This window comes from Actinomycetospora chlora (assembly GCF_039542135.1).
Taxonomy (GTDB): domain Bacteria; phylum Actinomycetota; class Actinomycetes; order Mycobacteriales; family Pseudonocardiaceae; genus Actinomycetospora; species Actinomycetospora chlora.
This window is the reverse complement of sequence record NZ_BAABHO010000006.1, coordinates 119,177-131,967: the sequence shown is the minus strand read 5'-3', so window position 1 is coordinate 131,967 and position 12,791 is coordinate 119,177. Positions and strand designations below refer to the sequence as shown.

15 protein-coding genes are annotated in these 12,791 nt (G+C 76.4%); 5 read left to right on the top strand and 10 right to left on the bottom strand.

The features are described 5' to 3' along the window. Nucleotides 1-10: 10 nt before the first annotated feature. The 5 genes from ABD994_RS05770 (at nt 11) to ABD994_RS05750 (ending at nt 4,856) form a co-directional block, all read left to right on the top strand. A complete protein-coding gene (locus ABD994_RS05770) occupies nt 11-1,471 on the top strand; it encodes an ABC transporter substrate-binding protein (protein ID WP_345411647.1) in 1,461 nt (486 codons plus the stop codon). A gap of 69 nt (nt 1,472-1,540) precedes the next feature. Continuing rightward, entirely contained in the window at nt 1,541-3,088 is a 1,548-nt protein-coding gene (locus ABD994_RS05765; protein WP_345411645.1) for an amidase, read from the top strand. A 27-nt stretch (nt 3,089-3,115) separates the two neighbouring features. Next, the gene (nthB, locus tag ABD994_RS05760) at nt 3,116-3,805 is read left to right on the top strand and encodes a nitrile hydratase subunit beta (RefSeq protein ID WP_345411643.1); all 690 of its coding nucleotides are present in this window, start codon (nt 3,116-3,118) and stop codon (nt 3,803-3,805) included. Nucleotides 3,806-3,819: 14 nt separating this feature from the next. Beyond that, on the top strand, nt 3,820-4,431 hold the full coding sequence (gene nthA / locus ABD994_RS05755) for a nitrile hydratase subunit alpha (RefSeq protein ID WP_345411641.1): 612 nt from the start codon (nt 3,820-3,822) through the stop codon (nt 4,429-4,431). Beyond that, nucleotides 4,428-4,856 carry a nitrile hydratase accessory protein gene (locus ABD994_RS05750; protein ID WP_345411639.1) on the top strand — a complete coding sequence of 143 codons (429 nt, stop codon included), beginning with the start codon at nt 4,428-4,430 and terminating at the stop codon, nt 4,854-4,856. The genes nthA and ABD994_RS05750 overlap by 4 nt, the downstream gene beginning before the upstream one ends. On the opposite strand, the gene ABD994_RS05745 is transcribed toward ABD994_RS05750, so the two are convergent. From ABD994_RS05745 to ABD994_RS05700, 10 genes are all read right to left on the bottom strand, one after another. After that, nucleotides 4,849-6,042 (bottom strand): cytochrome P450, encoded by a 1,194-nt coding sequence (locus tag ABD994_RS05745; protein WP_345411636.1) that lies wholly within the window; start codon nt 6,040-6,042, stop codon nt 4,849-4,851. The genes ABD994_RS05750 and ABD994_RS05745 overlap by 8 nt on opposite strands. A gap of 9 nt (nt 6,043-6,051) precedes the next feature. Next, complete coding sequence (locus ABD994_RS05740; RefSeq protein ID WP_345411634.1) at nt 6,052-6,987, bottom strand: PDR/VanB family oxidoreductase; 936 nt, start codon at nt 6,985-6,987, stop codon at nt 6,052-6,054. Between the two features lie 44 nt (nt 6,988-7,031). Next, the gene (locus ABD994_RS05735) at nt 7,032-7,778 is read right to left on the bottom strand and encodes an IclR family transcriptional regulator (protein WP_345411632.1); all 747 of its coding nucleotides are present in this window, start codon (nt 7,776-7,778) and stop codon (nt 7,032-7,034) included. Then, nucleotides 7,756-8,550: an SGNH/GDSL hydrolase family protein gene (locus tag ABD994_RS05730; protein ID WP_345411630.1), complete on the bottom strand. Its 795-nt coding sequence runs from the start codon at nt 8,548-8,550 to the stop codon at nt 7,756-7,758. The genes ABD994_RS05735 and ABD994_RS05730 overlap by 23 nt, the downstream gene beginning before the upstream one ends. Before the next feature lie 5 nt (nt 8,551-8,555). After that, entirely contained in the window at nt 8,556-10,373 is a 1,818-nt protein-coding gene (locus ABD994_RS05725; protein WP_345411628.1) for an FUSC family protein, read from the bottom strand. Nucleotides 10,374-10,409: 36 nt separating this feature from the next. After that, nucleotides 10,410-11,063: an anti-sigma factor family protein gene (locus ABD994_RS05720; protein WP_345411625.1), complete on the bottom strand. Its 654-nt coding sequence runs from the start codon at nt 11,061-11,063 to the stop codon at nt 10,410-10,412. Next, on the bottom strand, nt 11,060-11,572 hold the full coding sequence (locus ABD994_RS05715; RefSeq protein WP_345411623.1) for a sigma-70 family RNA polymerase sigma factor: 513 nt from the start codon (nt 11,570-11,572) through the stop codon (nt 11,060-11,062). Before ABD994_RS05715 ends, ABD994_RS05720 begins: the two co-directional genes overlap by 4 nt. Further along, nucleotides 11,569-12,000, bottom strand: coding sequence for a hypothetical protein (locus ABD994_RS05710; RefSeq protein WP_345411621.1), 432 nt, complete (start codon nt 11,998-12,000; stop codon nt 11,569-11,571). Before ABD994_RS05710 ends, ABD994_RS05715 begins: the two co-directional genes overlap by 4 nt. Nucleotides 12,001-12,087: 87 nt before the next feature. After that, entirely contained in the window at nt 12,088-12,417 is a 330-nt protein-coding gene (locus ABD994_RS05705) for a DMT family transporter (RefSeq protein WP_345411619.1), read from the bottom strand. After that, nucleotides 12,414-12,719 carry a DMT family transporter gene (locus tag ABD994_RS05700; RefSeq protein ID WP_345411617.1) on the bottom strand — a complete coding sequence of 102 codons (306 nt, stop codon included), beginning with the start codon at nt 12,717-12,719 and terminating at the stop codon, nt 12,414-12,416. The genes ABD994_RS05705 and ABD994_RS05700 overlap by 4 nt, the downstream gene beginning before the upstream one ends. Nucleotides 12,720-12,791: the final 72 nt, after the last annotated feature.

Sequence of the window (12,791 nt, the reverse complement as noted above, 5' to 3'; positions counted from 1 at the left end):
GTGGACGCGCATGCACACGACTGCCAGCACCACGACGGTGGCCGCCGAGCGGACGGTGGAGCTCGCCCCGGACGAGGCGTTCGCGCTGTTCGGGACGCCGCGCGCGGGGAGCTGGCTGTTCGGGGCGCGGTGCGACGGTGTGTGCCCCGGCGCCACGGTCAGCCTGCGGCTGCCGCTGGACCCGGACGGCACCGGCCCCGGCGTCGACGTCCTCGGCCGGCTCGCGCGCGTCGTCCCGGGCGCGCTGCTCGAGGTGGAGCACACCCAGCCGTGGCGGGGCCGCCTGGCCGTCCGGTTCGTACCCGCGGGCCGGCGCCGGACCCGCGTGCGGGTGCGGGCCGACGTCCCGCGCGAGGGCGTCGACTGGCTGCTGCACCGCCGCGGCCTGCCGCTGCCCGAGCCGCCCGACGACGGCGCGCTGCGCCTCGGGGCGATCACCACGGCGTCCGGTACCGGGGCGGTCTACTCGGTGTCGGCCGAGCTCATGGCCGAGCTGGCCGTCGACGAGGTCAACGCGGCCGGCGGCGTCGCGGGGCGGCGGGTCCGGCTGCTCACCGCCGACGACGCCACCGACGCCGAGCAGGCCGCGCACGAGGCGGCCCGGATGGCGCGGCTCGGCTGCCGCGCGGTGTTCGTCAACAGCACCTCGGCGAGCTTCGACGCGGTCCGGCGGCGCCTCGAGCACACCGGCGTCCTCGTCGTCCACACCGTGATCAACGAGGGCGGGCGCTCGTCGCCCACCGCCGTCCGGTTCGGCGAGCGCCCGCACGCCCAGCTCGACGCCCTGATCGGGCCCGAGCCGCCCGCCCGGTGGTTCCTCGTCGGCCAGGCCTACGTGTGGTCGTTCGGCGCCCACGCCGCCGCCCGCCGGGCCGTGGAGCGCGCGGGGGGCCACGTGGCCGGCGAGGCGCTGGTGCCGCTGGGGACGACCGACTTCGACGCGACCGTCGAGCGCGTCCTGGCCTCCGGCGCGGACCGCATCCTGTCCACGCTCGTCGGCGCCGACGAGGTCGCGTTCGAGCGCCGCTGCGCGACCGCCGGCGTGCGCGAGCGCGCCCGCACGATCTCCCTCGTGCTCGACGAGTCGACGCTCGCGCACATCGGGCCCGACGCCGCGACGGGCCTGCGCACCGCGCTCGGCTACTTCCAGGACACCGCGCTGCCGGGCAACGCCGCGCTGCTCGCGCGCTACCGCGACGCCTTCGGCCCGTGGGCGCCGCCGGTGACCGCCCTGTCGGAGGGCATGTACGAGGCGATCCACCAGTACGCCCGCGTGCTGCACGCCGACCCCGACGCGGACGCCGCCGCCCACGGGCGGGCACTCGTGCAGGGGCGCTCCGGCACGGCCGTCGGGGCCCGTGACCTGCTGCGTCCCGCGCTCTACGTCGCCGAGGCCGGGCGGGACGGGCTCGAGATCGTCCAGCAGGTCACCGCTCGTTCACAGGACCGGAACACGTGGATGCGTCAGTGATCATTGACGGGTGCGGTGGTCGTTCCTAGGGTTCGGTGCGACCCACGCCACACCGGAGGAGGAGCACCCATGGCGTCTCTGCCGCTGCCCGACCACGACGCCCTCACGTCCGTCGCGTCCGGGTACGGGCTCGGCCTGTCCGCCGACGAGGTCGCGGAGTACGCCCCGGCGGTGGAGGGCCTGCTGGGCTCGTGGCACGTGGTCGAGGAGCTCTACGCGGCCGAGGCGCCGGAGGTCCCGCAGCGTGCGTGGACGCGTCCCGACCGCGCGGACAACCCCTACAACGCCTGGTACGTCCAGACCTCGATCACCGAGTCGTCCACCGGGCCGCTGGCCGGGCGCACCGTGGCGGTGAAGGACAACACCGCCGTCGCCGGCGTGCCGATGACCAACGGCTCGGCGACGCTGGAGGGCTTCGTCCCCAGCACGGACGCGACGATCGTGCGCCGCCTGCTCGACGCGGGCGCGACCATCACCGGCAAGGCCGTCTGCGAGGACCTCTGCTTCTCAGGCGCCTCGATCACGGCGAACACCGGCGACGTCGAGAACCCGTGGGACCCGAGCCGCACCGCGGGCGGCTCGTCCAGCGGCAGCGCCGCGCTCGTCGCGGGCGGTCGGGTCGACATGGCGACGGGCGGCGACCAGGGCGGCTCGATCCGCATCCCGGCCGCGAACAGCGGGCTCGTGGGGCACAAGCCCACCTGGGGCCTCGTGCCCTACACCGGGGCGTTCCCCATCGAGTTCACGATCGACCACGTCGGCCCGATCACCCGCACCGTGGGCGACGCCGCGCTCATGCTGTCGGTGATCGCCGGCCGTGACGGCCACGACCCGCGCCAGCCCGCCGACCTGCGTCCGGAGGACTACCTGGGCGCCCTGGAGCAGGGCGCCCGGGGCCTGCGGGTCGGGGTGCTGCGCGAGGGGTTCGGGCTCCCGGAGTCCGAGACCGAGGTCGACGACACCGTCCGCGCGGCCACCCGCACCCTCGCCGAGGCGGGCCTCGACGTCCGCGAGGTGTCGGTGCCCTGGCACCTGCACGGCCCGAAGATCTGGGACGTCATCGCCACCGAGGGCGCCACCGCCCAGATGATCGAGACGTTCGGGTACGGCCTGAACTGGAAGGGCCGCTACGACCCCGAGCTGATGGACCACTACGGCCGGCGGTGGAACGACGACCCCACCGCGTTCTCCCGCACCGTGAAGTTCGTGCTGCTGGCCGGGCGGCACGCCCTCGACAGCACCCACGGCCGGCACTACGCGATGGCGCAGAACCTCGCGCCGAAGCTCGCCGCCGCCTACGACGACGCGCTCGCCGACGTCGACGTGCTCGTGATGCCGACGCTGCCGCAGCGCGCCACCGTCCGGCCCGACCGCGACGGCCCCGTCCTCGACACCCTCGGCCGCGCGCTGGAGATGCTGGCCAACACCGCCCCGTTCGACGTCACCGGCCACCCCGCGTGCTCGGTGCCCGCGGGCCTGGCCGACGGGCTGCCCGTCGGGATGATGATCGTCGGCCGCCAGTTCGACGACGCCACCGTGCTGCGCGTCGCCCACGCCTTCGAGCAGGCCGTCGGCGGCTTCCCCGCCCCGGCCAGCACCCCCGCCGCGATGGCCTGACCTCTTCACACCCGACGGAGGCACTCAGTGAACGGCATCCACGACCTCGGCGGCCGCGACGGCATCGGCGCCATCAACCCCACGCCCGAGGAACCCGTGTGGAAGGCGGAGTGGGAGAAGCACGCCCACACGTTCTTCCCGCTGGCCTTCCGCGCCGGGTTCTTCGGCGTCGACCAGTTCCGCTTCGGCATGGAGCTCATCGAGCCGGTCCACTACCTCACCTCGCCGTACTACGAGCACTGGCTCGAGTCGGTCATCTACCACGGGGAGCGGGTCGGCCAGCTCGACCGCGCCGAGGTGGAGGAGCGCTACCGCTACTACCTCGAGAACCCCGACGCCCCGCTGCCCGAGGGCAAGGACCCCGACGGCGAGCTGGTCGCCTTCCTGGAGGCCGCGATCCCGGCCGGCGTCCCGGCCGGTCGCGACACCGGCAAGGCCCCGAAGTTCGCCGTCGGCGACCGCGTCACCGTCGTCGACGACGCCCCGAAGGGCCACACGCGCAAGGCGGGCTACATCCGCGGCAAGACGGGCGTCATCGAGCTCGCCCACGGCGAGATGATCTACCCCGACACCGCGGGGAACAACCTGGGCGAGGCGCCCGAGCACGTCTACACCGTCCGCTTCACCAACGAGGAGCTCTGGGGCGCCGAGGAGGCCGAGCCGAACGGCTCGGTGACCTTCGACGTCTGGGAGCCCTACATCGTCCCCGCGAGCTGAGAGGCGCCGACACCGTGAGCGCACCCCAGAAGGTCACTGCCGATCACCAGGCGGAGATCGCCGCCCGGGTCAAGGCCGTCGAAGCCATCATGATCGAGAAGGGTCTGATGACCACGGAGGCGGTCGACCGCCTCGCCGAGATCTACGAGAACGAGGTCGGGCCGCAGCTCGGCGCCAAGGTCGTCGCCAAGGCCTGGACCGACCCGGAGTTCAAGGAGCGCCTCCTGGCCGACGCCAGCAAGGCCTGCTCCGAGCTGGGCATCGGCGGGCTGCAGGGCGAGGACATGGTCGCCGTCGAGGACACCGACGACATCCACCACGTCATCGTCTGCACGCTGTGCTCCTGCTACCCGTGGCCGGTCCTGGGCCTCCCGCCGAACTGGTACAAGATGCCGCAGTACCGCGCCGCCATGGTGCGAGCGCCGCGGCGGGTGCTGCGCGAGGAATTCGGCTACGACGTGCCCGAGTCGGTGGAGATCCGCGTCTGGGACTCCAGCTCGGAGCTGCGCTACTGGGTGCTGCCGCAGCGCCCCGCGGGCACCGAGGGTCTGTCCGAGGAGCAGCTCGCGGCGCTGGTCACGCGCGACTCGATGATCGGCGTCGGGGCCCCGAAGGCCGCCGCGTGAGCAGCCCGGGCCCGCTGGTCCGGGACGAGACCGAGCTCGGCGAGGCGCGCCGGCGCGTCCAGGACCTCGTCTACGGGCTGCCCGGGGGTGACGGCCAGGCGTCGTTCCGCGAGCCGTGGGAGCTGCGCGCGTTCGCCCTGGCCGTCGCGGCCCACAACGCCGGGCAGTACGAGTGGTCGGAGTTCCAGCTCTCGCTGATCGCGTCCATCCAGCAGTGGGAGCGCGACGGCGCCCGCGAGGGCAGCGAGCCGTGGAGCTACTACGAGCACTGGCTGACCGCGCTCGAGACGGTGCTCGCCGGCAACGGTCTGCTCTCCGAGGCCGACCTGGACGAACGCACCCGCACCGTCCTGGCCACCCCGCGGAACGCGAACCACCACGAGGCGCACCGCGAGCCCGTGGCCATCGACCCGGCGGTCAGGTAGCGAGGCGCACGGGCAGCGACGCCCACCCGCGCATCGTGTTGTTGAGGTGACGCCGCGGCGTGCCGGCGGGCTCGAGACGCTCGACCCGCCGGGCCAGCGCCGTGAGCAGGGCCTCGGCCTCGAGGCGCGCGACGTGCTGTCCGACGCACTGGTGCAGGCCCATGCCGAAGCCCACGTGCCCGGACGGGTCGCGATCGAGGTCGAACGCGTCCGGGGCGGCCCAGCGCCGCGGATCGCGGTTGGCCGACCCGAGGAACATGAGGATCTTCTCGCCCTCGGGCACGACGGTGTCGCCGATCGCGACGTCGACGTCGGCGACGCGGAAGAACGTCTGCACCGGCGACTCCCAGCGCACCGCCTCGTCGAACGCGACCCGGGACAGGGCCGGGTCGGCGCGCAGCCGGGCCCACGCGTCGGGGTGCGTCGCGAAGGCCGAGAGGCAGGCCCCGAGGCCGTGCACCGTCGTGTCGACCCCCGCCGAGAGCAGGGAGCGCACCACCAGCGGGGCCTGCTCGGGCGTGATGTCGCCGCGGTCGGCCGCCGCCCAGATCTGCGCGCCGAACCCGCCCTCGGCGAGCCGGTCGCGGGCGCACTGCTCGGCGACCCACCCGGCGTGCTCGGCCAGCGTCGGCGTGCCCTTGGCCACCAGCTCGTTCGGCGGGCCGAAGGCGTTGAACAGGTGGTCGCCGTAGGGCAGCAGGTGCTCGCGGCCCTCCCGGGCCAGCCCCACCGCGTCGGGGAACACGCGCAGCGGGAACGCCTCGGCGAGCGCGGACATCGCGTCGATCTCGGGCCCGTCCGCGAGGACCCGGTCCACCAGCTCCTCCGCCGCCGCGCTCCACTGCCCGCGCAGCCGGCGCAGCGCGCGCGGCGACAGGATCGGGGCGAGCACCGCGCGGGGCGCGTCGTGACGCGGCGGGTCGGTCTCGAGCAGCAGGCTCGGCGGGCGCCACGGCTCCTCGTGGCGCCAGTTGGCGAGGCCGACCCCGTCGCCCGACGGGAAGCGCTGCCAGTCGACGAGGGCGGCGCGGACGTCGGCGTATCGCCCGAGGGCGTAGACGCCGTGAGCGGTGAGGTGCACGACCGGGCCCGCCTCGCGCAGGGCGGCCTGGAACGGCAACGGGTCGGCCAGGACCTCGGGCGAGAACGGGTCGACGTCGGTGATCGGGGGTGCCGTCGCGGTCATCGGGTGCTCCTAGAGGTCCAGCACGAGGCGGTCGGTGCACGAGCGCGAGACGCACGGGAACATGCAGTCCCCGGCGGCGCGCTCGTGGTCGGCGAGGATCGAGTCGCGGTGGTCGGGCACGCCGGCGAGCACCCCGGTCTCGCAGGTGCCGCACAGGCCCTGCTCGCACGAGGACAGCGCCGTGGCGCCGGCCTGGCGGGCGACGTCGAGGACGGTGCGCTGCGGCGGCACGGTCACCGTCGTGCCGGTGCGGGCCAGCTCGACCTCGAACGGCGCGTCGCGGGCCGGGGCGTCCAGCTCGGCGGCGACGAAGCGCTCGGTGCGCACGCGGTGCGGCGCCCACCCGGCCGTCGCCGCGCCGAGGGCGTCGAGCAGGGGCGCGGGGCCGCAGCAGTAGACGACGGTGTCGTCACGCTCGGCGCCGAGCCAGGACCGCAGCGGCAGCAGGCCGTGCTCGTCCTCGGGGCGGAGGGCGACGCGGTCACCGTGGCGGGCGAGGTCGTCGACGAACGCCATCGAGGCGCGGGTGCGGCCGCCGTAGAGCAGCGCCCAGTCCGCGCCGAGCAGGTCGGCCTGTCCGATCATCGGGAGCAGCGGCGTGATCCCGATGCCACCGGCGACGAACAGGTAGCGCGTAACGGGCACCATCGCGAAGTTGTTGCGGGGGCCGCCGAAGGCGACGACGTCGCCGACCGCGAGCCCGTCGTGCACGTAGGCGGAGCCGCCGCGACCGCCGGGTTCGCGCAGCACGGCGACCCGGTAGGTGTGGGCGTCCCAGCGGTCGCCGCACAGCGAGTACTGGCGGGTGGCACCGGTCGGCAGCACCACGTCGATGTGGGCGCCGGGGGCCCAGTCGGGCAGCCGCCCGCCGTCGGGCCGGGCCAGGACCAGCGACACCACGCCCTGCGCCTCGACCTGCTTGCCGGCCACCACGAGCTCGTCCACCCCGCGACGGTGACGCGCCGGGTGGGTCGCCGGGAACGGTCTTCTCACCCAATGAGACGGCGTTCGGCGCGGCGGGCGGCCGCGGTGAGCGTCGCGAGGTGGCCGCGGGCGCGGGCGTCGTTGGGCACCACCACCGAGAGGGCGGCGACCACCTGCTGGTCGGCGGTGCGCAGGGGCACGGCGATGCCGGTGGCGTCGGGATGGATGTGGCCGGGGCACAGCGCGAACCCCTGCTTGCGGACGTCGGCGAGCAGCACCCGCAGCCGGCCGGGGTCGGTGACCGTCGCCGCCGTGTACCGGTGGCGCGGGGTCGCGAGGACGCGCTCCTGCAGCACGCCGGACCCGTAGGCGAGCAGCACGAGCCCCGACGACGACGCGTGCAGCGGCAGCCGCGCCGCGATGCGGGTGTAGTTGATGACCGCCCGCTCGGCGGAGAGGCGCTCGACGAACAGCACCTCCTCGCCGTCGAGCACGCCGAGCTGGGTGTGGTGGCCGACGGCGGCCTGCAGCTGCTCCATCACCGGCATCGCCGTCTCGCGCAGCGACAGCGTCGGCGAGGCGCGCAGGCCGAGCTCCCAGAGCCGGGTGCCGACGCGGACGCGACGGTCGGCGTCACGGGCGAGCAGACCGTGCTCGACGAGCTCGGCGACGAGCCGCGACGCCGTCGCCACCGGCAGCCCGGCCCGGCGCGCGACCTCCGAGACCTGCAGCGCCGGCGTCTCGGGCGTGAACGCCTCGAGCACGCGCACGACGCGCTCGAGGACGGACTCACCCGAGCTCGACCGCGCCACGCTCCGCACCCCGGGGGCTCACCGACACCCAGTCCGGGTGCTTCGGGCTGACGCCGTCGCCGGACGAGCGCCCGCGCACGTGCCGGCCCACCCAGGGCAGGACGTGCTCGCGGTAGTAGTCCACCTGCTCGCGCCGCCCGCGGACCGGTGCCGGGGCGGGGTCGAGCGCGAGGACCGGCGGGGCGCCGTCGCCGAGCACGCCGGCGAGGATCAGCCCGGCCGCGCGGCGGTGGCCGTCCGCGTTGAGGTGCAGGCGGTCCGGCGACCAGTAGGCCGGCCGGTGCAGCTCGACGTCGTGGAAGACGTCCACGAAGTCGAGGTCGCGCTCGGCGGCCAGCCGGGCGACGTGGGCGGTGAGCTCCTCGGCGCGGCGGTGGACGACGCGGCCGAGCGGCAGCCCGCCGGAGGGGTCGGCGCCGCTGATGAGCACGAGCCGCACGCCGGCCGCGGCGCAGCGGTCGACCACCCGCTCGCTCTGCCGGGCCAGGGCGGCGACGTCGGTGCGGGGGCGCAGCATGTCGTTGCCGCCGCCGTTGAGCGTGACCAGCGTGGGGGCCGGGTCCAGCGCCAGGGCGGCGTCGAGCTGGGGGCCGGTGATGTCGGCGAGCAGGCGGCCGCGCACCGCGAGGTTCGCGTACGAGATCGGCTCGCCGGCCGCCACGGCCAGGCCCGCCGCCACGAGGTCGGCCCACCCGCGCGGGGGGCCGTCCTCGCGCTCGTCGCCGACGCCTTCGGTGAAGCTGTCCCCGATCGCCACGTAGCGCACGGACACCAGATCTACCAAACCGCGGCGGCGGGCAACGACGCCCGCAGCGCCGCGAGCTCGAGGCCGAGGACGCCCTCCCCGGTGTCGTGCCCGTCGGGCGGCGGCCCGGTCCCGTCCCCGACCCACCCGGCCAGGGCCTCGAGCTCGGCGGCAAGGCCCGGGGCCGGCACCGGCTCGGCGACGCCGGTGTCGAGCGCCCAGCACGCCGCGAGGACCTGCTGGCCCAGGCGATGGGCCGCGTCGAGGGCGGGCCACCACGCCGTGGTGTGCGGGTGCGGCCCCAGCGGCGCGGCGAGCTCGCCGACGTCGTGGGCGTCGGCGACGGCGAGCAGGCGGGTGGTGAGGTCGCGGCGCGCGCCACGGGCCTCCGGGGTCGCGGTGCGGCCGGCGGCGAGGAACGGCACGACGCGGGCGGCCTCCCGCAGGGTGGCCGCCACGAGCGCGCGCGGGTCGGGCAGCGCGGCCCGCGGCCGGACGGCGAGGAACACCAGCACGCCGATCGCGCACCCCACCGCGGTGTCGAGGCCCCGGGCCAGCAGCAGCGCGCCGGGGTCGGGGGTGTGCGCCCCGGTCCCGATGGCCAGTGCGAGCGGGGTGACGGCGACGACCCCGACCCCGTAGTTGCGCGGCAGCAGCCACTGGGCGAGGGACTGCAGGACCGCGATGGTCAGTGCCAGCGCGACACCGGTCGGGGCGGCGGCGAACATCGCGGCCGCGACGAGCAGGCCGAGCAGCGTGCCGGCCAGGCGCAGCACCGCCCGCTCGAGCGTGCCCGACCACCCGAGGCCCTGGCAGAGCACCAGCACCGCGGCGGCGACGGCCCAGTAGGCGTGCTCCAGGCCGACGACGACACCGAGCGTGCCGGCGAGGACGGCGGCGACCCCCACGCGCACGAGGACCGCCCGCCACGGGGAACCCGGCACCAGCAGCGCCCGGGCGGTCCGCCGCACCCCCGGCCCGCCGAGCGGGACGTCGTCCGGGCCGACCCGGTGCGGCACGGGCGGCGGGTCCGCGACCGCCCCGGCCAGCGTGCGCACCCGGCGGGTTGCGTCCGGGTCGACGGGACGGCCCTCGTCCTGCGCCCGCACCGCGGCGGCCAGCTCCCCGTGCAGCGCGAACGCCAGCGCCCGCAGCCGCTCGAGCGTCCCGCCCCGGCGCGGCGTCCCCTGCTGCTCGGCGAGCACCACCCAGCACCGGTGCATCGCCCGGGCCGCCCGGTCGCGGGCGACGGGGTAGCGGTCGGTGCCCACCGCCGCGACGAGCCCGGCCACGGCCTCGCCGCCGGCCGCGACCGTCGCCTCCTCCGGGCGGCGGAACCCGGCGAGCGCGCCCGCGAGGTGCACCAGCCAGGAGAAGACCGCGCCCGCGAGCACGAGGAGCCCCAGGCGCCAGGCCTCGGTGTCGGCGTGCGGGATGCCCGAGGCCGTCGCGGCGGCGAGCACGACCATGTACGGGCCGGGCGGGCCGGTGTCGGCGGCCTGGCAGCGCCACGTCGCGAGCACGGCGATCGCCGCCACCGTGACCACCGTGAGCACCGGCGAGACCGCCGAGAGCGCCCCGGCCACGACGACGGCGGGGATCCCGAGCGCGAGCACCCCCAGCACGCGCGCCCGCGACCGGTAGGGCCGGCCGGCGCCGTAGAGGGCCACGAACGCCCCGATGCTGGCCGTGAGCCCCGCGGTCACGTCGCCCGCCCACCACCCGACGAGGACCGGCGCGCCGGCGCACACGCCGGCACGGACCACGTCCACCGCGTCGAACCCGGTCCCCCGCAGCCGGACCAGGTCGCGCGCCCAGGCCCGCCAGGCGGCGGCACGGCGGTCGTCCACGGACGACAGTGTGCCGAGTGACCTGCCCCGCCGGCCCTACGACCGCATCACCGTCGCCCCGTCCGCGGTGCGCACCTCGAGTCCCCGTACCCGGTCCGGGGTGAGGTCGGTGGCCGCCGCGACCACGACGTCCTGGCCGGGCGGCGGGCTCCAGCGCGCGACCTGCTCCTCGCGGCCGTCGGGGCCGCGCACCACCAGCACGTAGGTGGTGCGGGCGGCGTCCGGGGCCGCCGGCGGGCGCTCCGCGCCGTGGTAGAGGCAGCTCAGCGAGATCGCCGTGCCCCAGGGCTTGGCGGTCAGCCCCGCGAGACCCGACGTCTCCGACGCCCCGACCGGCGGCAGCGCCACCTCGCGCACGGCCGGGGCCGTGGCGTCGGGCGGCACCGTCCACCCGATCGCACCCCCGCCCAGCAGCGCGACGACCACGGCCACGGCGGCGAGCGCCCACCCCGTCCGCCGGCGCCGCCGCACGCGGTGCAGCACGCCGTCGAGGAGGTCCGGCGGTTCCGGGTGCGCCGCGCGCTCCGGGTCGGGCACGCGCGCGAGCAGCCCGGGCAGGCCCGCGACCTCACCCAGCGACCGGCGGCAGTCGGCGCACCCGGGCAGGTGCGACTCGAACCCCTCGCGCTCGGCGGGCTCCAGCGCGCCGAGCACGTACACACCGACGTCGAATCGGTGCGGGCACGTCATGACCCGACCCCCATCTCCTCGAGCACCAGGCGCAGCGCGCGCAGCGCGTAGTGGGTCCGCGACTTCACCGTGCCCGGCGGGACGCCGAGCACGGCCGCGGCCTCCGCGACCGTCCGGCCGCGGTAGTAGCACTCGGCCAGCACCGCCCGGTGCTCCGGCGTGAGCCGGGCCAGGGCGGCGCCGACGACCCACGCCTGCACGGCCGCGTCCGCGTGGTCCGCGACCGACGGTTCCCCGGCCTCCCCGACGTCCTCGGAGAGCACCTCCGGCCGCACCGAGCGGGAGCGCCACTCGTCGATGAGCACGTTGCGCAGGGTGCGCAGCAGCCAGGGACGCGGGTCGCCGCGGCTCTCGTCGAGCGCGTCGGGGTGGCGCCACGCGCGCAGCAGCGTCTCCTGCACGGCGTCCTGGGCGCGTCCGGGATCGGCCGTGGTCCGCAGGGCGACGGCCCACAGCACGGCGCCGTGCTGCTCGTGCAGCAGGCGGATCAGGTCGGTGCCCTCGCTCACCCCACCTCCCGCCGGGCCGTCCCCCGGGCCCCGAACGACCAGGCGGCCACCCACACCGTGCCGAGGGTGAGCAGCATGGCGCACGGGACGTGCAGCGCCAGGTTGCCGTGCTCCCCGGCGTAGGCCTGCAGGAACGACAGGACGAACACCACCGCCGACACCACCGCCGGCCACCACGGGCCCCGCGCCGACCGCGCCCACAGCACCGTCGCGATCGTCAGCAGGCCGAGCACGACGTGCAGCACGATCGCGCCGGCGGCGTGCGCCCCGAGCGGCCCGCCGCGCGGCAGCAGCGCGCCGGCGGTGACGAACTGCCAGGCCAGGACGACCACGGACAGGACCGCGGCGACCTGCACCCCGCGGAGCGGCCCGCCGGCGCTCCGGCGCGACGCGGTCGGGGCGGGGGTGTCGGCGGTGTGGGCGGGCATGGGCGTGTCCTCTCCCGGGGCGAGGGTGGTCACCCGGGGACACGGAGCACGCGGCCGGACGGTTCAGGGCACGGTTCAGGGCCGGCGTCAGGTCCCGTGCACCAGCACCACGCCGAGCACCACCAGCGCCAGGCCGGCGAGGTGGACGCGGGCCAGGCGGTCGCGGAACACCAGCGCGCCGGTGGCCGCGGCGAGGGCGATGCCCGCCCCGCTCCACACGCCGTACCCGACGGCCAGCGGCATCCCGGCGTCCAGCGCCCGCGACATCAGCAGCACCGAGGCGCCCATCGCGACCAGCGCCGTCGCCGTCCACCGGTGGCGGCGCAGGCCGCGCGACGCCCGCATCGCCGCCAGCGACACGCCCTGCGCCGCGATCGCCCCGAGCAGCAGGAGCGTGGCGGTCACGGTCCCGGTCACGCCGCCACCCGCCGCTGGAGCAGCAGCGCCCCGCCGAGCACCAGCACGAGTCCGCCCGCGCGCAGCGGGGTCAGCGGCTCGCCGAGGACGACCGCGCCGAGGACGGTCGCGGCGACCAGCCCGCAGCCGGTCACCGTGCCGTAGGCGATCCCGAGCGGCAGGCCGTGGTGCAGGGCGCGGGAGAACAGCAGGACCGCCAGCCCGTAGCCGGCGAGGACCCCGGCCACCACGGACGCAGCCAGGGACACGGTGCCGAGGACCTCGCAGACGACGGTCCCGGCGAGCAGCAGCACTCCTCTCATGCCCCCGATCGTGGGCCCGACCGGCCGTCAGCGGCAGTGACTTCTCCTGCGGCCCTGCGTCAGCATGAGTGA